Below are 19,792 nucleotides of genomic sequence, written 5' to 3'. Positions count from 1 at the left end.
CATGAAACGGGCGCTTAGAAGGCAATCCATGACCTTCTCTGCGATCATCGTCGCTGCCGGATCGGGTTCTCGCGCGGGCGGGGACAAGCAATGGCGCACCGTCGGCGGCAAGCCGCTCCTCCGCTGGTCGGCGGAAAGCCTGTTGGCGGCAGGGGCCAATCCGCTGGTTCTGGTTCTGGCTGACGGGGCCGAGCCCCGCGCTCGCGAGGCGCTGGACGGCCTCGACGGCTGGATATCTGTCACGGGCGGAGCGACACGCGCTGATTCCGTACAGGCGGGCCTGTCGGCGCTCGACGATGACCGCCCCGTGCTGATCCACGATGCCGCCCGCCCCTTCCTTAAGGCGCACACCATCCACGCGCTTCTGGACGCGCTGGCCGACGCGGAAGGCGCTTTGCCTGCCCTGCCCGTCGCTGACAGCTTACGACGCGGCGATGCCGACAAACTGATGGGAGAGGTCGTCGACCGCGAAAACCTCTACCGCGCCCAGACCCCCCAAGCCTTCCGCCCCTCCACCATCCGCGCCGCCTACGCCGCATGGACCGGCCAAGATGCCCCCACCGACGAGGCGTCAGTGGTCGCTGCGCACGGTGGCCGCGTGCGTCTGGTGGCCGGAGAGGCCGATCTGTTCAAACTGACCTACCCCGAGGACTTCGCCATGGCTGAACGCCTGCTCCCCGACAATGCCCGTAAAGTCACCCGCGTGGGCATGGGCTATGACGTCCACCGCTGGGTCGAGGGTGATGGCACGGGTACATGGCTGTGCGGCGTTCAGGTACCGCACACCCACACCCTGCTGGGCCATTCGGATGCCGATGCGGGCCTGCATGCCCTGACCGATGCCATTCTGGGCGCGATTGCCGAGGGCGATATCGGCGACCACTTCCCGCCGACCGACGACCGCTGGAAAGGCGCATCCTCGGACGCCTTCCTCGCCCACGCCTATGAACTGGCCAAGGCCAAGGGCGGCGTCATCATCAATGTGGACGTGACGCTGATTGCCGAGCGCCCCAAGATCAAACCGCACCGTGCCGCCATGCGCCAGCGCATTGCCGACATCCTCGGCCTCGATCTGGGTGCTGTCAGCGTAAAGGCCACCACTACCGAAGGCCTGGGCTTCACCGGCCGCAACGAAGGCTTGGCGGCACAGGCTGTCTGCTCGATCGAAATGCCGGCCTAGGCTGCCGCCTTGGTGCGCGCATCGGCGACGGCCCGTTCCAGCAGCTGGATCGGGCCTTCGCCTTCCTTCATCTCGGCCACGCCGATATCGAACTCAAGGACAAAGGGCGAGCGGCCCTCGCCGGCCTCGAAAGCGGTACAGGCGATCACTGCCGCAATCCGCTCTGCCGCCACATGGGCGGCATCGGCCCCCGTGGCGGGCATCATCAGGGCAAAGGTGTCGGGCGACAGGCGCGCGGCCGTGTCCTCCACCCGCACCAGTCGCGAAATCATCGCCCCGACCTGAGGCAGGGCACGGTCCAGATAGCCGCCCTGATTGATGATGCCCAGCGCCTCGGTCCTCACCACCTTCAACACGCACAGCGACAGCTTGCGCTGACGCGAGCGCGAGGCGCTGTAGACGCGGCGCAGGTGGTGGGCGAACGGCTCGCTGTTGAACAGGCCCGTCACCGGATCGGTCAGGTTCGACACCCGCACACTGTCCAGCGCCTTGCGGATGGCGGCGCGGCGGCGGTGATTTTGTGCCAGAGCCATGATCCGCTCTGCCGTCTCGGCCTCGCTGACAGTGGCATTGGCCACATCAGCAAAGCCGCGATTATAGAGGTCGGTCAGGTTCACCTCATCCCCACGCTGAAGATAGAGCATGATGGGGATGTGATAGAGCCGCGTATTTCGCTTCATGCCCGAAGCGATCGACATAGCGACCGAACGGTTTTCACCGCCCCATAGAATGGTCGCATCGAACGGGCGTTCGTGCAGATAATCAAACGCTGTGTAGGGCGTGGGTGCCGCCACCACCTGGGCACCCGCTTGTGACAGGCTATTGCTGAGGCCGAGGAAACGGTGATCCGCCGCTCCCACAGCCAGCACCGTAACCGGTGAATCCTGATCCTGTGGCAGTTCGAGCGCGATGCCATAACTGGACAGGGTTTCGGCCCTCAGCCGGAACTCTTCTTCGGCAATGGCGGCGCGAACCAGTTGTTCCAACCGCTGGGCAATCTGGGACGGATGAGCATGACCCGACAAACGCAGGTCCACCACATCGGGCGGGGGTGCCCCGTCACCGCCCAGCGCCAGTATCGAAAGATACCGCCACGGGGCCGCCGCACGCAGTTCATCCAACCGCTGCAAAGCCTCGGTATCCAGATGGATGAGGGCCGCGTCGATCGCACCGCGCTGTACCGTCTCGATAGCTGCCGACATGTCGGGCACCACCACGGTGGGCCAGCCCTCGACGTCCAATCGGGCGGCCAGATCATTTAGCCGGCCATCTTCCGATGCGACGACCAGCACACGCGATGCGAAGTCCGACGGGTGTATGGTATCCAAAAACTCATCCCCCTGACGCTGCTACTCTTTTAAGCTTGGCTATATGCCAGAGGCAATCAACGGATTTACGTCACGCATCGTAAAGTCGATGCAACCAAGGGGAGACCTTGGGTTCCTCTGGGGCGCTTTTTTCTTTATGGCGTCCGCATGAAACTTCACGACACCGATACATCGCCGCGTCCGGCACAAGCAGAACCCGCCCTGCTTCTGGACCGTCGCTCGCTGTCGCCGCGTTTCTGGGGCGGCCTTCTGGTCCGGGCTTTCACGCGTTCTTGGGGACGCGATGTCATGCTCTATACGGGCGGCGTGACCTTCTTTGCCCTGCTGGCCATTTTTCCGGCCATCGCCATTCTGATCGGCTTCTATCAGGCGGTCCTGTCTATCGGTAATGTCAGCGATCAGGTCGCCGCCATGGCCGAAGCGATTCCCGCCGCCGCCCGCGCCATCTTCATCGGCGAGATCGAGCGACTGTCCAACAGCTCTGTCAGAGCCGTCTCGACCCAGAGCGCCATCGCCCTGGTCATCGGTGGCTATGCCGCACACCGTGGGTTCAAGGCGCTGTTGGCGGGTCTGAACCTGATCCATGACGAGCAGGAGCCTCACGGCTTCTTCAAATTCAACATGCTGGCGTTTCTGGTCGCGCTGGCGGCCTTTGCCCTGTTCACCATCGTGTCTGGCGCACTGGTCACATGGCGCCTGATAGAGCATGCCTATGCCGAGGAACCGCTGGCGCAGGCCATGATGCCCTTTGATGGCGTATGGACCCATGTGGGCCTGTGGCTGGGCCTGACCATGCTCTACCGCTATGCCATGAGCCACAGCACCCGCGTGGCATGGAAGGCTGCGGCACTGGGCGGCTTGTTCGCCACCGGCATGTCGGCGCTGTTTTCGTGGATGTGCGCCATCTATGTGGAGCAGATCGTGCATCTGGGCGCGACCTATGGATCGGTCGGTGCCGTGGTGGTACTGCTGATCTGGCTGTCGTGGAACGTCAACGCCGTCTTCTATGGCGGGGCTATGGCGACGGAACTGGAGCTGGCGTGGAAGATGCGCACCCCGCCCCTGACGGCCAACAATACGTCGGTCGATGCCGACAGCGCTAAACGTGTGGTCAATCTGGCAGATCGCCGCCGTCAGCGGTCCTGAGCCACTCCGCCACTGCTAACGGTCAGTTTCAGACCGCCATCGGGCTCGTCTTCTATCGACACCACCTGACCGCCCGTTTCCTGCATCAGGAACGGCACATCGATGCGTGCCATCGGGTCAGTGGCCAGCAGGACAAACACCTGACCGCCCTCGCTGCCCTCCATGGCCTTGCGCAGACGCAGCGACGGAACGGGGCATTTGTGGCCCCGAGCATCAACGGTAATGACCTCGGTCACGCCTTCAGGGCCTCGGCCAGCAACTCCAGCGCCTGTTTCAGCGCCGCCTCGCGGACCTTCTCGCGGCCCTGATCGCCAAAGCGGCGCTCGATGTGAAGTATCGTACCGTCCACCCTAGCCGCGCCAAAATGTACCAGACCGACCGGCTTATTATCCGATCCCCCGCCCGGACCCGCTATGCCCGTGATCGCCACTGCCGCCGAGGCTGCCGAGTGGGCCACCGCGCCCGCCGCCATCTCGCGCGCGGTAGCTTCCGACACCGCGCCATGGTCTGCCAGAGTCTGCTCCTGCACGCCCAGCATCTGCATCTTGGCCTGATTGGAATAGGTGACAAAGCCACGGTCAACCACGCTGGACGATCCGGCGATTTCCGTCAGGGCCGCTGCCACCAGTCCGCCAGTGCAGCTCTCGGCCGTAGCCACCATCACACCTGCGTCTCCAGCCAAAGTCAGGACTTCCTTGGCAAGGCCAACAACATCTTCAGAAAACACAGGTCTCAACTCCTTTGCCATGGCCAAGGAAATCGGAATAAGCTGATTTCCAGCGGCGCATAATGGCCAGCATTAGGGGGACGCCTTTGACCGACGAGACTGTTGCACACTCGCCTGCCACGCTTCCTTCGGGCGGACTTTTAGCACCCCTGCTGTTCGCCGTCGCCATCTTCACCTCTGCCTCGCTGGTCTTTGTGGTCCAGCCGATGGTGACCAAGATGATCCTGCCGCTTTTGGGCGGATCACCGGCGGTGTGGAATACCTCTCTGGTCTTCTTTCAGGCGGCCCTGCTGGCGGGCTATCTGTATGCTCACCTGCTGCAACGCATCCCGACGCTCAAAATGCAGGCCATTGTGCATCTGGGGGTGCTGGTGGTCGCAGCGTTATTTCTACCGCTGCAGGTGCGACTGGGGCTGGGAGAGCCTGACACCAACCAGCCGATCCTGTGGCTGCTGGGCACGCTGATCGTCTCCATCGGCGCGCCGTTCGCCGTCCTGTCGGCCACAGCACCCCTGCTTCAAGCCTGGTTCGCCCGCCTGCAAGCGGGTACCCGCAGCGGCCAGAACCCCTATGTGCTTTACGCCGCCTCGAACCTCGGCAGCTTCCTCGCCCTGCTGTCCTATCCGGTGTTGATCGAGCCGCTGGCGTCCCTGTCGGCCCAGCGTGCTTCCTGGACCGTCGGGTACGGCATCTTTGTCGCTCTGGTGATCCTGTTGGGCGTGCTGATCTGGTCGCGACGCAATGTAGTACGCCACGCCAGCGCCTCGCTGGAGCGCAGCGCGCCCATTCCCGTCCGGCGCAAACTGCTGCTGGTGTTCCTTGCGGCCCTTCCCTCCAGCCTGATGCTGGGAGTGACGGCGCACCTGTCGACGGATGTGGCTTCGGCCCCCTTCCTGTGGGTCGTACCGCTGGCGCTGTATTTGCTGACCTTTGTGATCGCCTTCCAAACGCGGCCATGGATACCGCTGCCGGTGACCCTGCTCCTGCACGGAGCGGCAATTGTGCTGGTGACTACACTTTTGGGCAGCACCACCTCGTCTATTGCCCTGTTGTTTGTGGTGCATCTGCTGGTCTTCTTCCTGACCACCCTGATGTGCCACCAGCAGATGGCCGTGCGTCGCCCCGCGCCGGACCGGCTGACCGAGTTCTATCTGCTTATGTCGCTGGGCGGCGTGCTGGGTGGGGCATTTACGGCCCTGATCGCACCCGTCGTGTTCAAGACAGTGATCGAATATCCGGTCGTTCTGGTGCTGGCCTGCCTCGTTCGCAGACCCGATGGCGCACCGTGGACCAGCAAGCAGATTCTGCTGTTGGTAGGGGGCGTATCCATAGCCAGCTTCCTGCCGATGCTGTTCGAGATCATGCGTTACAATGACAGTATCCGCACCTTTGTCTCCGACAGCTTCGGCATAATGCGTACGGCCCAGTTCATGGTGCTGGGCGCAGGGATTTGCGCCTTCCTGATCCGCGACAAGGTGATCGCTTTCACCGCAATCATGGCGCTGTGCACCTTTGGCGGCGAATACGTCAGCCGCAGCTATAACTATGTGTTTGTGGACCGCAGCTTCTTTGGCGTGATGCGTATTGGCCGCACGGTCGATCTGGACCTCGGCGGCGACGTCCACGTCATGCAGCATGGCACCACCATCCATGGCGCACAGGCCCGCCACCCCGAGGTGATGTGTCAGCCCACCATGTACTATGCCAACTCCACCCCTCTGGGTCAGGCGGCCCTACAGGTGCAGGCGCAAAAGCCTGCCGTGAACATCGGCGTGGTCGGATTGGGTAGCGGGGCCATGGCCGCCTATAAGCGCGCCGCCGACAGCCTGACCTTTTTTGAGATCGACCCCGCCGTGGATCGTATGGCCCGCGATCCGCGCTGGTTTACCTTCATCAGCGACTGTGCCGACGGTCCGGTGAATACGGTGCTGGGCGATGCCCGCCTCACGCTCGAAAAGGAACAGGCGGGCAGCTATGACTATCTTCTGATCGATGCCTTTTCGTCCGACGCCGTGCCCGCCCACCTGCTGACGCAGGAGGCGATTGCCAACTATCTGGAGCTGCTAACGGACGACGGCGTGCTGGTGCTGCACCTGTCCAACCGCCACCTCGACATTGTTCGCCCCGCCATGGCCGCAGCCGAGGCCTTGAATGCCCCCTATCTGCACCAGCGCTATGCCGAAGACCCCGATGCGCCGGACATGGCCGAAGCCTCGACCGAGGCCGTGATCATCGCCCGCAATGACGCTGCCCTCGAAGGTTTCCGCGCCGATGGCCGCTGGTCGGAATGGAATGCGGGCGGGGTCAAGCCGTGGACCGACGACTATGTCGATCTGTTCGGGGCCTTGAAGCGCCATATGTGGCCTTAGACGACATACATTCTTGAAACAAAAAAGACCCTGCAACGGCATCCGGTGCAGGGTCTTTGTCTATTCAGCCCGCGCTGGCCACCCGGGCCAGATCGGTGGTGATGCGCTCGGCCACCTTCAGACGGTCATCCGGTGTCGGCCATTCGCCCTTCACCACGATCTTCTGGTCAGGCCTGATCTTCCACGTCAGATGGTTCTTCTGGATCAGTCCGACCAAGCCCATCGGATTGGGGAAGACATTGTTACGTAGCGTCAGCACCGCGCCCTTGGGCCCCACATCGATCTTTTCGATACAGGCCTGACGGCAGTTGGCCTTGATCCCGACAATGCGCAAAAGCTGCTGCGCCTCTTCCGGCAGAGGACCGAAACGGTCAATCAGTTCGGCAGCCAATGCCTCTCGGTCTTCCATCTTTTCGGCATCCGAAAGACGGCGATAAAGGCTCAGGCGAAGGTTTAGGTCAGGGACGTAATCCTCTGGAATCAATACAGAAGCACCCACATTGATCGACGGTGACCAACCGCGATCAGCAACCTGTTCGCCGGCTTCGCGCAGTTCGGCCACCGCATCTTCAAGCATCTGCTGGTACAGCTCCACACCCACCTCGCGGATGTGGCCTGACTGTTCGTCGCCCAGCAAATTGCCGCCGCCGCGCTGATCCAGATCGTGGCTGGCCAGCTGGAAGCCCGCGCCCAGATTATCCAACGACTGGAGCACTTGCAGGCGGCGCTCTGCCGACAGGCTCAGCGGGCGTTTGGGATCGGTGGTCAGATAGGCAAAAGCCCGTGCCTTTGATCGACCAATGCGGCCCCTGATCTGGTGCAACTGCGCCAGACCGAACATGTCGGCGCGGTGCACGATCAGGGTGTTTGCGGTCGGAATATCGATGCCGCTTTCCACAATGGTGGTCGAAACCAGCACATCATATTCGCCGTCGTAGAAGGCGCTCATCACCTCCTCCAACTGGGTCGGGCTCATCTGGCCGTGGCCGACAACGAATTTGATCTCGGGGACCTGTTCGCGGAGGAATTTCTCGATGTCCGGCAAGTCTTTCAGGCGCGGCGCGACATAATAGGCCTGACCACCGCGATATTTCTCGCGCAGCAGGGCCTCGCGCACCAACACCGGATCCCACGGCGTGACATAGGTCCGCACCGCCAGACGGTCGACCGGAGGCGTAGCAATGATCGACATCTCGCGGATGCCCGACAGCGCCATTTGCAGGGTGCGAGGGATCGGCGTCGCCGTCAGGGTCAGCAGGTGAACATCCGCCCGCAGGGACTTCAGCTTCTCTTTGTGTTTGACCCCGAAGTGCTGTTCTTCATCGACGATCACCAGACCCAGATCCTTGAACCCGACCTGTTCGGCCAGCACCGCATGGGTGCCCACCACGATCTCGACCGTGCCGTCCTTTAGCCCTGCGCGCGTCTCATTGGCTTGTTTGGCTGTGACCATGCGCGACAGGTGCCGCACCGTGACAGGCCAGCCTGCAAAACGCTCCGAGAAGGTCTTGAAATGCTGACGCGCCAACAGGGTCGTCGGGCAGACGATGGCCACCTGCTGGCCGCTCATGGCCACTACAAAGGCTGCCCGCAGCGCCACCTCGGTTTTACCGAAACCGACGTCACCACAGATCAGGCGATCCATCGGCGTGCCCTTGCCGAGGTCCTCCAGCACATCGCCAATGGCGTTCAACTGGTCGTCGGTCTCCTCATAGGGGAAGCGCGCGCAGAACTCGTCGAACAGACCTGCTGGCGGGGTGATGGCATCGCCAACCTTCAGCGCACGCTTGGCCGCCAGAGCGATAAGCCCCTCGGCCATGGCACGCAGACGCTCTTTCGCCTTTGCCTTGCGCGCCTGCCATCCGGCACCGCCCAGACGGTCCAGCTGCACGCCCTCGGCATCGGTGCCGTAGCGAGTAAGAAGGTCAATATTTTCAACAGGTAGATAGAGTTTGCTCTCACCCGCATACAAGAGTTCAAGACAGTCGTGCGGCGCATCCTGAATGCTCAGGGTGCGCAGCCCCTCATACCGACCGATGCCGTGATCCAGGTGGACCACCAGATCCCCTGCTGTCAGCGCCGAGGCCTCGGCCAAGAAGTTGGCCGCGCGGCGCTTGCGCTTGGGCCTCGCCAGACGGTCACCCAGAATATCGGCTTCCGAAATGACGGCCAGATCATCTGTAACGAAGCCATGCTCGATCGGCAGCACAGCGCGTAGGTAAACGCCGTCAGGGGCCACCTGCACATCGTTCCAGTCGCGCACCGCAATCACGTGCGACAAACCATGATCGCCCAGCATGGCGGCCAGACGCTCTGCCGAACCTTCTGACCATGAGGCAAATAGCACGCGCTTGCCTGCCGCCTTCATCTGTTCGGCATGGGCGGCCACGGCGGCAAACAGGTTCACACTGTCCTGCGCGCGCTCGGCGGAGAAGTTACGACCCAAACGACCGCCCGCATCCTCGCCCGATCCGGTGGACAGCGGCGACAGACGGCGCACAGCCCTGCCCGCCAGCGCCGAGTTCCACGCCTCTTCGTCCAGATAGAGCAGTTGGGGGGCCGGAGCGCGATAGACCGAACCGCCCTTACCCTTGGCCGCCTCGCGGCGCGCCTCATAGGCGTCCTGCGTCAGATTCCAGCGCTCGGCGCGGGCTTCTTCGGCCAGATGGTCGAGAAACACCGGCGCCTCATCGGCGAAAAAGTCGAACAAGGTGTCCAGCCGGTCATAGAATAGCGGCAGCCAGTGCTCGATGCCCTGACGGCGGGCGCCCTCACTGACGGCGGCATACATGGGCTCGTCACCCGGTGCCCCGAACAGATTCAGATAGTTGGTGCGGAAACGCGAAATCGCCGCCTGATCGATCAGAATTTCCGACACCGGCGACAGGCTGATCGCGCGCAGCTGGCGGCTGGAACGCTGGGTTTCAGGATCAAAGGCGCGGATCGATTCCAGTTCGCTGCCGAACATGTCCAGACGCACAGGCTCGTCAAAACCCGGCGGAAAGACGTCGATCACCCCGCCGCGTACAGCGTATTCCCCGCGTTCATGCACCGTGGAGGCGCGGCGATAGCCATTGGCCGTCACATAGGCTTCCAGCGCGTCGGTATCGAGGTCTTGGCCGACCTTGGCTTCAAAGCCCGCGACCGTCACCGCTTCGCGCGGCGGCACCCGCTGGGCACTGGCCGCGACGGTGGCCACCACCAGCAATGGCGTCTTGTCCGACGGATTCCGCAGGGCCAATCGCGTCAGCGTCGCCATACGCTGTGCCGCAATCGCCGCCGTAGGGCTTAGACGGTCGTATGGCAGACAATCCCATGACGGATATTCAAGAACTTCAATGTCTTTGGAGTAAAACCTGAACGCCTGAATAAAGTTGTTCGAGCGCTGGAAATCGCGAGCCACAAACAGGGCCGCCCCGCCGACAGCCTTCAGCTTTTCGGCAATCACAAGGGCATCCAGCCCCTCTGGCGCGCCGCCGAGGGGGGCGTCGATACGTTCCAGCGCTGTCACCATTAGCCGATACCCTTGGCCACTTCTGCCGACACGTGTTCGCGCATGAAGGCGCGGATCTTGTCCATCACCGGCCCCTGATGTTCGGGCGGTGTCGGATCGCGTTCGATGATCCAGCCGTACAGATACTGGTCTTCCACATCGAGCAGGTCTTCAAAGATGACCAGTTCTTCGTCGGACAAGTCCGGTGCGATCTGGTCGGCGAACGGGCCCAGCACCATATCGGCCTCGCGGAAGCCACGGCGCCACGCGCGATAGGCAATCCGGCCCAGACGCACCTTGCGGTCCGTCTCGTGCTTTTCATTCTCGAGGCGGAAAGTCAGATCAGCCACGCTTTATCCTTGCCTGTTACGCAAACCAAAATAGCAAGCGTGTCAGATAGCGTTCCCGCGAGCGCTTCGCCAGTTCTCTCGGGCAGGCTATGGTGATTGTGATGCGGCCAGAGATTCTCTTTCCCCTGTATGCGGACGTCACCACGCTGAAAGGCGTGGGCCCGCGCATGGCACCCCTGATCCAGAAACTGGCAGGGCCAAAGGTGCGCGATCTGGTCTTTTATCCGCCGTCGGGCGTGGTCCTTCGCCGCCGCACCACCGCCGCCGAGGCCGTCGAGGGCGAGATCGGCATTTTCGAAGTCACCATCGACCGGCTGATCCCCCCGCACCGCATGGGCGCGCCGATCAAGGTGCGCGCCTATGACGGCACGGGCTTTATCCATCTGATCTGGTTTGCCGGATCACCGCGCCATATCGAAGGTCTGGCCCCGATCGGCTCGACCCGTCTGGTCACCGGCAAGGTCGAGAAATTCAACAACGAGGTGCAGATATCGCACCCCGACCATGTGCTGCCACCGGAAAAGGCCGACGAAATCCCGCTGGCCGAACCGACCTATCCGGCGACCCAAGGCCTGTCGTCGCGCCAGATCCGCAAACTGTGCATGGCCTCGGTCGCGCTGGCACCGGCTTTGGCCGAATGGCAGGACGCAGCATGGATCAAACAGCGCCACTGGCCCGACTGGCAAAAGGCGCTGAACACCGTCCACACCCCGCAGAACGAGGCGGACCTGTCGCCCGACGCCCCTGCCCGCGCACGTCTGGCCTATGACGAGTTGTTGGCCCACCAGATGGCTCTGGCCCGCCGCAAGCTGAACCGTCAATCCACCCCTGCGCCCGTGCTTCAGGATGGAGAGGCCTCGCGCCGTCTGCTGGCGGCCCTGCCGTTTAAGCTGACCAATGCACAGGCCCGTGCCATCGAGGAAATCCGTCACGACCTGAAGTCCGGCGAGCAGATGGCCCGCCTGCTGCAAGGCGATGTTGGCTCGGGCAAGACCGCTGTGGCGGCTGTGGTGCTGGCCGATGCGGCTTCCAGCGGTTTCCAGTCGGCCCTGATGGCCCCCACCGAAATCCTTGCGCGCCAGCACTATGAAAAGCTGGGTCCGATGCTGGAGGAAGCCGGCATCAGCTCCATCCTGCTGACGGGACGGGACACGCCTGCGGTCAAACGCAAGAAGGCCGCTGCCATCGCCGCCGGAGAGGTGCAGGTTGCCATCGGCACCCATGCCCTGTTCCAGGATGCCGTCAGCTTCCATAATCTGGCTCTGGCTGTTATCGACGAGCAGCACCGGTTTGGCGTGCGCCAACGCCAGCAGCTTCAGGACAAGGGCCGCGATGGCGTCCACCTGCTGTCTATGTCGGCCACGCCTATTCCGCGCACGCTGGAACTGACACAGTACGGCGAATTGGACGTCAGCCGCCTGAACGAAAAGCCGCCGGGCCGAACGCCGGTCACCACCGCCGTGTTGCCGCTGGCCCGCATTGGCGAGGTGGCCAAACGGCTGAAGGCGGCTGTTGAGGCTGGCGCACAGGCCTATTGGATCTGTCCGCTTGTGGCAGAATCCGAAGCCATCGACTTGGCCGCTGCCGAGGATCGCGCCGAGGCGCTGCGCCGTTTACTGGGCACAGAAGTCGGGCTGGCCCACGGCCAGATGCCGGGTGCGGCGCGTGAAGAGGTGATGAACCGCTTTGCCGCCAATGAGCTGCCGGTTCTGGTCGCCACCACTGTGGTGGAGGTTGGCGTGGATGTGCCCAACGCCTCCATCATGGTGATCGAACACGCCGACAGATTTGGGCTGGCCCAACTGCACCAGTTGCGTGGCCGCGTGGGACGAGGAGCCAAGGCCTCGTCATGCATTCTGCTGTATGGCGCGGGCGAGGATGGCGGGCTGGGCGAGACAGCCACCAAGCGTCTCGAAATCCTGCGTAACAGTGAGGATGGCTTCCTGATTGCCGAGGAAGACTTCCGCCTGCGCGGTGGCGGCGATCCGCTGGGCCTGAAACAGAGCGGCTTTCCGGCCTATCGCTTTGCCGATCCGATCCGGCACCGACATCTGCTGCTGGCCGCCGCCGACGATGCGCGCCTGATACTGAACCGCGATCCCAAGCTGGAAAGCCCGCGCGGTCAGGCCATTCAGGTGTTGGAGAGCCTGTTCGACTGGCGCACAGAGCGCAGCAGCATCGATTAAAGGCGCTGCGCCTCTTGCAGCTTGTCGATCATCCAGAAGCGCGCGGCAGGCAGCGGCTTGTTCAGCGCATGGAAGATGTGTGCCTCAAGGAAATGGCCCGTCAGCGCCAGACCGTCGCGCACGTCGCCATCGTCCAGCCCCGCCTGTGCGCCCAGTAAAAATGGTGGCAGGCGTAACAGCTTGTCGGCATAGGGCTCACCCGCCTTGCGACTGACGGCACGGCCTGTACGCGGACTGACCCAGGTCAGCTCATCGGTGTCTCCGGTTGCGGCACAGCGGCTAAGATCAAGGCCAAAGCCCAAGGATTCAAGCAGCCCTGCCTCGAACCGCACAAAGATGGCCGGCCAGATTTCCGGCACGGCAAAGGCGTTCATTAGCGCTTCGAAAGCATAGAAGGCCCCGGGAAACGGCTCGCGTTCCGGCAGGGCTCCGCCTGCGACGGCAGCCGCCGCGCTCAGGCCCGTCAGGGCCAGCGGATCATCGAACAGAGCCGCAGGTCCCTCACCCATGGGCTCCAGCCTTGCCGATCCCAGCTGGTCCGAAGTGCGCGACCGGAAATCGGCCAGCACCTTGGCCCCCGGCTGCAAGAACGGCTTCATCCGGCGCGACGCCCCGCCCGCCACATAGGCCGCGCGACGTCCGTGTTGTTCGGTCAGCAGCTCGACCACAGCGCCTGTGTCGCCATGGCTGCGGGCCGACAGCACAAAAGCTTCGTCCTGAAACTCCAAATCAGTTGCCCTTGATCGTCTGTACCACCTGACGGGCGCGGTCATTCGGGACGGCAAAGCTGAGCACATATTGCTCGACCTTCCATCCATCATCCGTCAACCGCAGCACACCGGAGCCACGCGTGCGACCATAGCTGTCATTGTCCAGCTGCTCGTCAAACCAAGCCACACAGCGGCACGGGATATCGGCCACGGTGATCACCCGCTCGGAGGGATGGTAGGTCCAGCCCTGCCCGCGCGAAAAGTACGGCGTAGCGTATTCGCGAAACGCCTGAAGCGACCAACGCTCGGACGCATCGGTACCGATAAAGCGCGCATCAGCGGTAAAACTGTCGAAATAGGCCTGTGTATCCGCCTTGGATGCCGCTTGATGCAGCCCATCCAACACAGAGTTGATGGCCCCCTGCTCGGCAGCTGTGGGCAGCGGTTCGCTCAGAACCAACAAGGAAAGGACGAGAGCCAGCATGGAAATGTTCTACTCTTGTTCCGAAGGGCTGAAAAGCATAGTCTGGCTGCGTAGCCAGAGTTTTCCGACACGATATCACGCACCACCACCTCTGAAGCAGGGGATGATGAAGTTAGTGATCAGTCTGAGCTTTATGGGCCAGTGCCGCGAGGCCATGCACTTTTACGCCTGGTCGCCCGGCTATGGCAATTTCATCGACCGTTTCGGCATTCCATGGATGGTCAACACCCTCCCGCCGGGCACTTAAAGCCAGGTCAGGCGCTTTAACTCTGCCGCCTTCGACCAATGGCGCATTGGAATCAGGCACTTGCCGCCTTTAAGCCATGATCGACACCCGAAATGTCGGGGTACTTCTATAGGGTAGAGTATGTCTGTGATCCGCAACCGGGCCCTTCAATCCAAGGTGATGTCCGCCGAGGATGCCGCCGCGCTTATTCCCAATGGTGCCAATGTAGGCATGAGCGGGTTTACCGGTTCGGGCTATCCCAAGGCCGTGCCGAGCGCGCTGGCCGCCCGTATGACGGCGCTGCGCGAGGCCGGCGACCCGATGCGCATCAAGGTCTGGACCGGCGCATCTACCGGACCGGAGCTGGATGGCGAACTGGCCGCAGCAGACGGCATCGAGTTCCGCCTGCCCTATAACTCCGACCCCATTGCCCGCGAAAAGATCAATACGGGCAAGATGGAATACCTCGACATGCACCTGTCGCAGGTGGCTCCGGTGGCATGGCAGGGCTTCCTTGGCCCGCTGGACACAGCTTTGGTTGAGGTAGCCGGCATCACCGAGGACGGCGATCTGGTGCCGTCCTCGTCGGTGGGCAACAACAAGACGTGGCTGGACCGTGCCGAGAACATCATCCTCGAGGTCAACCGCTGGCAGAACCCGGCGCTGGAGGGCATGCACGACATCTATTACGGCACGGCCCTGCCGCCGAACCGCGTGCCGATTCCGCTGGTCAAGCCGGACCAGCTGATCGGTCAGCCGACCTTCAAGGTCAATCCGGACAAAATCAAAGCCATTGTCGAAACCGACAAGCCGGACCGCAACCTGCCGTTCGCCGCACCGGACGACAATGCCCGCGCCATCGCCGGTCATCTGATCGAGTTCCTGAAGAACGAAGTGAAACAGGGCCGCCTGCCCGCTTCGCTGCTGCCGTTGCAATCGGGCGTGGGCAATGTGGCCAATGCGGTGCTGTCGGGTCTGAACGAAGGTCCGTTCGACCGCATGGCCGCCTATACCGAAGTGCTGCAAGACGGCATGCTGGACATGCTGGACAGCGGCAAGCTCACGGTCGCTTCGGCCACCGCCTTCTCCCTGTCGCCGGAAGCCGCTGCGGACCTGAACAGCCGGATGGATCAATTCCGTGGTCGCATCATCCTGCGTCCGCAGGAAATCTCGAACCACCCCGAAGTGATCCGCCGTCTGGGCTGTATCGCCATGAACGGCCTGATCGAGGCGGACATCTACGGCAACGTCAACTCGACGCAGGTCATGGGTTCGCGCATCCAGAACGGTATCGGCGGATCGGGCGACTTCGCCCGCAACGCCTACATTTCCTGCTTCGTTACGCCGTCGACGGCCAAGGGCGGCAAGATTTCCGCGATCGTGCCGATGGCGTCCAACGTCGATCACATCACCCAGGACGTACAGGTCATCGTGACCGAGCAGGGTCTGGCCGATCTGCGCGGCCTGTCGCCCAAGCAGCGCGCCAAGGTCATCATCAATAACTGCGCCCACCCAATGTATCGCGACATGCTGCAGGACTATTACGACCGCGCCCTGACGTCATCGTACGGCCTGCAAACGCCGCACATGCTGACCGAGGCCCTGTCGTGGCACCAGCGCTTCATCGATACCGGCAGCATGATGCCGGCCTGATCGAGGCCCACCCCGTAAAAACAAAGGCCGGAAGGATCACCCTTCCGGCCTTTTTCTTACCGCTTCATTGCTCGCGGAAATGGCTTGCCCAAGGCCTCGGCCATCGCCTGCTGGCTGATCAGGAAGACCTGATCGCGCAGGTGATAGTTGTTGGACAGAACGACCACCGTGATCTTCTGGGTCGGCTCATAGGTCACCAGATTGCGGAACCCTGCCCACGAGCCGGTGTGATAGATTTGAGTTTCCGGAAATGCCGGCTCCACCCGTTCGCCCAGAGCATTGACGAACACGCCATAGCCGTAGGCGCGGCGCTGGCGTCCTCTCTCGCTCGGGGTATCGGCAGGCGCGTGATCGCTGATCAGGTCGCGATAGCTTTCCGGCTTCAGAATTTCACCGTTGTGGAGCGCGAGGTTCCACATCAGCAGGTCGTCCATGGTCGAGTACAGCGCGCCCGCACCGTGCACCACGCTGACATTGGCCAGCGGTTGCGGCGTCAGTCCTGCCGGAAACAGACCATAGCCCATGGCCAGCCCTGTCGTGTCATTCAGGGCATCCGATCCGGTATCTTTTAGACCCAGCGGGCCCAAAATCTCGCTTTGCAGATACTGTTCGAACGGCATGCCACTGGCCTTGCCCACAATATCCGCCGCCACATTGAAGCCGACATTGTTGTAGCGGACCTTGGTTCCTGCCGGGAATTGCAGTCCATAGCGGCGGGCGTTCTCGATCAACTGCTCGGGCGAATGGTAGGTGGCGCGCACATAGCCCCATTGAGCCTGCGCCATCAGGTCGGGAATGCCCGAGGTGTGCGAGATCAGATGATGGATCTTCACTTCCGACCAACGCTCGGGGCACGGCTGTATCCACTGACACACCGGATCGTTGACCGACAGCTTGCCTTGATCCTGAAGCTTCAGAATGGCGACGCCGGTAAACTGTTTCGACACCGAGGCCAGACGGAAGCGCGTATCCAGCTGGAACGGCGTGTCCTGCTCATAGTTCGCCTTGCCATAGGTCTGGCGGAACAGCACCTCATTGCCCCGCGCCACCAGCACCGCGCCGGTGAACTGGCGCGAGGCGGCCATGTCATCCAGACGCTCTTTCAGCTGCGGCAGGCTTTCGACCACCTGCAACTTGGGCCGCGTCAGGAGAGAGGGCGCGCTGATCCGCTCGACCTTTTCCGTTTCCGGCTTGTCGGACGACAGACGGGCGGCGGCGAAACCACCGCCCAAAATGGCCGCTGCGGCGATACCAATCAGCAGATAGGGCCGTCGGCTCGCCTTCTGGGGGACATGGAACACTGGATCGTCAGACGTCGAATTCCAGGCCGAACTGCGAGTACATGGCCTTGGTGTCCTGCCACTTCGGATCAACCTTGACCGTCAGGAACAGGTGGATTTTGCGGTCGAAGATCAGTTCCAGCTCTTCGCGCGACTTTTGGCCGATCCATTTCAGGGTCTGGCCGCCCTTGCCCAGCACGATGGGGCGTTGGCTCTCGCGCTCGACATAGATGGTCTGTTCGATGCGGGCCGAGCCATCGGCACGGTCTTCAAAGCTGGTGGTCTCCACAGCCGCCGAATAGGGCAGCTCCTCGTGGACGCGCAGATAGACCTTCTCGCGGGTGATTTCGGCGGCCAGCACGCGGGCCGGAACGTCGGCGGACTGGTCTTCCGGATACAGCCACGGACCTTCCGGCATGGCCGCGGCCAGACGGGCCTTCAGGTCGTCCACGCCATCGCCCGACACTGCCGAAATCATGAAGACCTCGGAATAGACGCCGGTTTCAAACAGGCTGTGCGACAGGGCCAGCAGGGTGTCGCGGCGCATGCCGTCGATCTTGTTCAGCGCCAGAATGACCTTGTGGCCGGTCTTTTGCAGGTTCTTGATGATGGTTTCGGTGTCTTCCGCCGACTTGCGGTCGGCGGGCGTGCCATCCTTGCTCTCGGCACCGAGGTGCGCCTGTGCATCCACCAGATGCACGATCACATCGGCGTCTTCGGCACCGGCCCAGGCCGAAGCCACCATAGCGCGGTCCAGACGGCGGCGCGGGTTGAATACGCCGGGGGTGTCCACCAGCACAATCTGCGAGGCGTCGTGCATCGCAATGCCGCGCACGGGGAAGCGGGTGGTCTGGACCTTTTGCGTCACGATCGACACCTTGGAACCCGTCAGACGGTTCACCAGCGTAGACTTGCCCGCATTGGGCGCGCCGATGATGGCAGCGAACCCTGCGCGCTGCGTCGTGGTCTGGACGGGGGTGTGGTCGGTCTCGGTCAAATTACGCCTTCTCGTTTTAACAGTGCGACAGCGGCGGCTTTTTCCGCTTCCTGCCGTGATTTGCCCGTCGCCGTGGCGGGCTCATAGCCGTTTACCACAGCCTCGACCGTAAAGGTCGGTGCGTGGTCGGAGCCGGTGCGTTTGACGACCGTATAGGTCGGCAAAGGACGCCCCTGCCCCTGCGCCCATTCCTGAAGCGCGGATTTCGGATTCACAATCGCTGGCTGGGCCGGCGTGGCGAACTCGGTCGCCCAGGCACGCTCGAACACGCCACGGGCCGCATCCAGACCGCCGTCTCGAAAGACAGCAGCCAGAATAGCCTCTACAGCATCGGCGATAACTCCGGCCTTTCTACGGCCACCGGTCTTGGTTTCACCGGCAGACAGCCGTAGGGCATCGCCCACCCCCAGACGTTCGCCCACGCGCGCGCAGGCGGATTTGTCGACCAGAGAGTGTAGACGGGCCGAAAGCTTGCCCTCATCCGCTTCGGGATAGTCGCGGATCAGGCGGTCTGCCACCAGCAGGCCCAGCACGCGGTCGCCCAGAAACTCTAGTCGTTCATTGTCTGCCGGGGCCTTATGGCCGCCACCCTCACCCACGCTAGAGTGGGTCAGGGCGTGTTCCAGCAGTTTCGGATCGTGGAATTGATAGCCGAGATTGGCGGTCAGGGTCTGAACCGCCAATATCCGTTTATTGGTTGTAACGCTCATTAGTCCAGAATCTGGAAGAAGCGGCTGGGACGCAGATTGGCAAACCAGCTGACCGGATTGAACAGGCTGGCACCCGGCGACCACGAGAACAGGATGATCTGCGCCTTACCGACCAGATTTTCTTCCGGCACCATGCCCACGCCCGTACCGGCCGACACGCGGCTGTCGATCGAGTTGTCGCGGTTGTCGCCCATCATGAAGTAGTGCTTGGCCGGAACCTCATAGACCGGAGTGTTGTCCAGCTCGAAGTCGGGACCGTAGTCCTGCGTCATGAACGAACGGCCATTAGGCAGGGTTTCGCGCACTTGCGAGACCGAGCGGGCACCGAAAAGATCGGACATTTCGCGGCTGGTCACCACCACGTTCTCGACCAGAGCATTGTTGATGTACAGCTTGCCGCCGCGCATCTGCACCTTGTCGCCCGGCACGCCGATCACGCGCTTGATGTAGTCCACCTTGGTGTCGCGAGGCAGTTTGAATACGGCCACGTCACCGCGCTCGGGGGCCTTGCCCATGATGCGGCCCTCGAACAGCGGCGGGCTGAACGGGATGGAGTGTTTGGAATAGCCGTAAGACCACTTCGACACGACGATATAGTCGCCCTCATAGAGGTTCGGCTCCATCGAGGCCGACGGAATGGTGAAGGGCTGGAACAGCAGAACGCGCAGCACAAGGGCAATGAGCAGCGCAAAGACAACCGTCTTGATGATTTCCACGGTCTCGTTGGCTGCAGACTTTTTCTCGGTCACTCGTTTGGCCTTCTTCCGGCGCCGTGGCGCATAAATCGGCTTCTCGCTGTCCAGAGCTTCGGGATCGTCACCCATATCGAAAGGGGCGTCTCCGTCGTCACTCCAAACCGGACGTTTGCTGGCCTCAGCCGACAAATCTTCCGGACCAGCCATCGCCATGTGGTCGTCGCTCATAGTCTGCTCGAATCCCCTGCTCAGTACAGG

The 19,792-nt window shown here is 62.5% G+C and carries 17 protein-coding genes; 6 read left to right on the top strand and 11 right to left on the bottom strand.

Features of this window, described 5'->3' with window-relative positions; translation table 11 throughout:
- Window positions 1-28 precede the first annotated feature (28 nt).
- On the top strand, window positions 29-1,180 hold the full coding sequence (locus tag B3B04_RS10765) for a bifunctional 2-C-methyl-D-erythritol 4-phosphate cytidylyltransferase/2-C-methyl-D-erythritol 2,4-cyclodiphosphate synthase (protein WP_292042764.1): 1,152 nt from the start codon (window positions 29-31) through the stop codon (window positions 1,178-1,180).
- On the opposite strand, the gene B3B04_RS10760 is transcribed toward B3B04_RS10765, so the two are convergent.
- Window positions 1,177-2,508, bottom strand: coding sequence for a diguanylate cyclase domain-containing protein (locus B3B04_RS10760; protein WP_292042762.1), 1,332 nt, complete (start codon window positions 2,506-2,508; stop codon window positions 1,177-1,179). The genes B3B04_RS10765 and B3B04_RS10760 overlap by 4 nt on opposite strands.
- 147 nt (window positions 2,509-2,655) lie before the next feature.
- Between B3B04_RS10760 and B3B04_RS10755 the strand changes: the two genes are divergently transcribed.
- A complete protein-coding gene (locus B3B04_RS10755; RefSeq protein WP_292042759.1) occupies window positions 2,656-3,654 on the top strand; it encodes a YihY/virulence factor BrkB family protein in 999 nt (332 codons plus the stop codon).
- Here the strand turns inward: B3B04_RS10755 and B3B04_RS10750 are convergent.
- Both B3B04_RS10750 and B3B04_RS10745 read right to left on the bottom strand, forming a co-directional pair.
- Window positions 3,642-3,890, bottom strand: a complete 249-nt coding sequence (locus tag B3B04_RS10750; protein ID WP_292042756.1) for a sulfurtransferase TusA family protein — start codon at window positions 3,888-3,890, stop codon at window positions 3,642-3,644. The two genes, B3B04_RS10755 and B3B04_RS10750, sit on opposite strands and share 13 nt — an antisense overlap.
- Window positions 3,887-4,381, bottom strand: coding sequence for a CinA family protein (locus B3B04_RS10745; protein WP_292042754.1), 495 nt, complete (start codon window positions 4,379-4,381; stop codon window positions 3,887-3,889). The genes B3B04_RS10750 and B3B04_RS10745 overlap by 4 nt, the downstream gene beginning before the upstream one ends.
- 86 nt (window positions 4,382-4,467) lie before the next feature.
- Here B3B04_RS10745 and B3B04_RS10740 point away from each other — a divergent pair, with 86 nt between their 5' ends.
- Entirely contained in the window at window positions 4,468-6,750 is a 2,283-nt protein-coding gene (locus B3B04_RS10740; protein ID WP_292042753.1) for a fused MFS/spermidine synthase, read from the top strand.
- 64 nt (window positions 6,751-6,814) lie between these two features.
- Here the strand turns inward: B3B04_RS10740 and mfd are convergent, their stop codons facing one another.
- Together mfd and B3B04_RS10730 are read right to left on the bottom strand one after the other, a co-directional pair.
- Window positions 6,815-10,264 (bottom strand): transcription-repair coupling factor, encoded by a 3,450-nt coding sequence (gene mfd / locus B3B04_RS10735; protein WP_292042750.1) that lies wholly within the window; start codon window positions 10,262-10,264, stop codon window positions 6,815-6,817.
- A complete protein-coding gene (locus B3B04_RS10730; RefSeq protein WP_292042748.1) occupies window positions 10,264-10,593 on the bottom strand; it encodes a succinate dehydrogenase assembly factor 2 in 330 nt (109 codons plus the stop codon). Before B3B04_RS10730 ends, mfd begins: the two co-directional genes overlap by 1 nt.
- 101 nt (window positions 10,594-10,694) lie before the next feature.
- On the opposite strand from B3B04_RS10730, the gene recG reads away from it, so the two are divergent.
- Window positions 10,695-12,779 carry an ATP-dependent DNA helicase RecG gene (recG, locus tag B3B04_RS10725; protein ID WP_292042746.1) on the top strand — a complete coding sequence of 695 codons (2,085 nt, stop codon included), beginning with the start codon at window positions 10,695-10,697 and terminating at the stop codon, window positions 12,777-12,779.
- Here the strand turns inward: recG and recO are convergent.
- Both recO and B3B04_RS10715 read right to left on the bottom strand, forming a co-directional pair.
- Window positions 12,776-13,507, bottom strand: coding sequence for a DNA repair protein RecO (gene recO / locus B3B04_RS10720; protein ID WP_292042743.1), 732 nt, complete (start codon window positions 13,505-13,507; stop codon window positions 12,776-12,778). The genes recG and recO overlap by 4 nt on opposite strands.
- A 1-nt stretch (window position 13,508) precedes the next feature.
- Window positions 13,509-13,973 carry a nuclear transport factor 2 family protein gene (locus tag B3B04_RS10715; protein ID WP_292042739.1) on the bottom strand — a complete coding sequence of 155 codons (465 nt, stop codon included), beginning with the start codon at window positions 13,971-13,973 and terminating at the stop codon, window positions 13,509-13,511.
- Window positions 13,974-14,076: 103 nt separating this feature from the next.
- Between B3B04_RS10715 and B3B04_RS10710 the strand changes: the two genes are divergently transcribed.
- Complete coding sequence (locus B3B04_RS10710; protein ID WP_292042737.1) at window positions 14,077-14,220, top strand: hypothetical protein; 144 nt, start codon at window positions 14,077-14,079, stop codon at window positions 14,218-14,220.
- 120 nt (window positions 14,221-14,340) lie between these two features.
- Window positions 14,341-15,852: an acetyl-CoA hydrolase/transferase family protein gene (locus tag B3B04_RS10705; protein ID WP_292042734.1), complete on the top strand. Its 1,512-nt coding sequence runs from the start codon at window positions 14,341-14,343 to the stop codon at window positions 15,850-15,852.
- A gap of 56 nt (window positions 15,853-15,908) precedes the next feature.
- On the opposite strand, the gene B3B04_RS10700 is transcribed toward B3B04_RS10705, so the two are convergent.
- The 4 genes from B3B04_RS10700 to lepB are packed head-to-tail and all read right to left on the bottom strand — an operon-like array spanning window position 15,909 to window position 19,762.
- Window positions 15,909-17,153, bottom strand: coding sequence for a serine hydrolase domain-containing protein (locus B3B04_RS10700; RefSeq protein WP_292042731.1), 1,245 nt, complete (start codon window positions 17,151-17,153; stop codon window positions 15,909-15,911).
- Between the two features lie 7 nt (window positions 17,154-17,160).
- The gene (era, locus tag B3B04_RS10695) at window positions 17,161-18,129 is read right to left on the bottom strand and encodes a GTPase Era (RefSeq protein ID WP_292042728.1); all 969 of its coding nucleotides are present in this window, start codon (window positions 18,127-18,129) and stop codon (window positions 17,161-17,163) included.
- Complete coding sequence (gene rnc / locus B3B04_RS10690) at window positions 18,126-18,839, bottom strand: ribonuclease III (protein WP_292042726.1); 714 nt, start codon at window positions 18,837-18,839, stop codon at window positions 18,126-18,128. The genes era and rnc overlap by 4 nt, the downstream gene beginning before the upstream one ends.
- Window positions 18,839-19,762: a signal peptidase I gene (gene lepB / locus B3B04_RS10685; protein WP_292042725.1), complete on the bottom strand. Its 924-nt coding sequence runs from the start codon at window positions 19,760-19,762 to the stop codon at window positions 18,839-18,841. The genes rnc and lepB overlap by 1 nt, the downstream gene beginning before the upstream one ends.
- Window positions 19,763-19,792 lie beyond the last annotated feature (30 nt).

The sequence above is a fragment of the Brevundimonas sp. UBA5713 genome (genome assembly GCF_002419815.1).
Taxonomy (GTDB): domain Bacteria; phylum Pseudomonadota; class Alphaproteobacteria; order Caulobacterales; family Caulobacteraceae; genus Brevundimonas.
The sequence above is the reverse complement of the archived record's forward strand: the minus strand, read 5'-3'. Positions and strand labels throughout refer to the sequence as shown.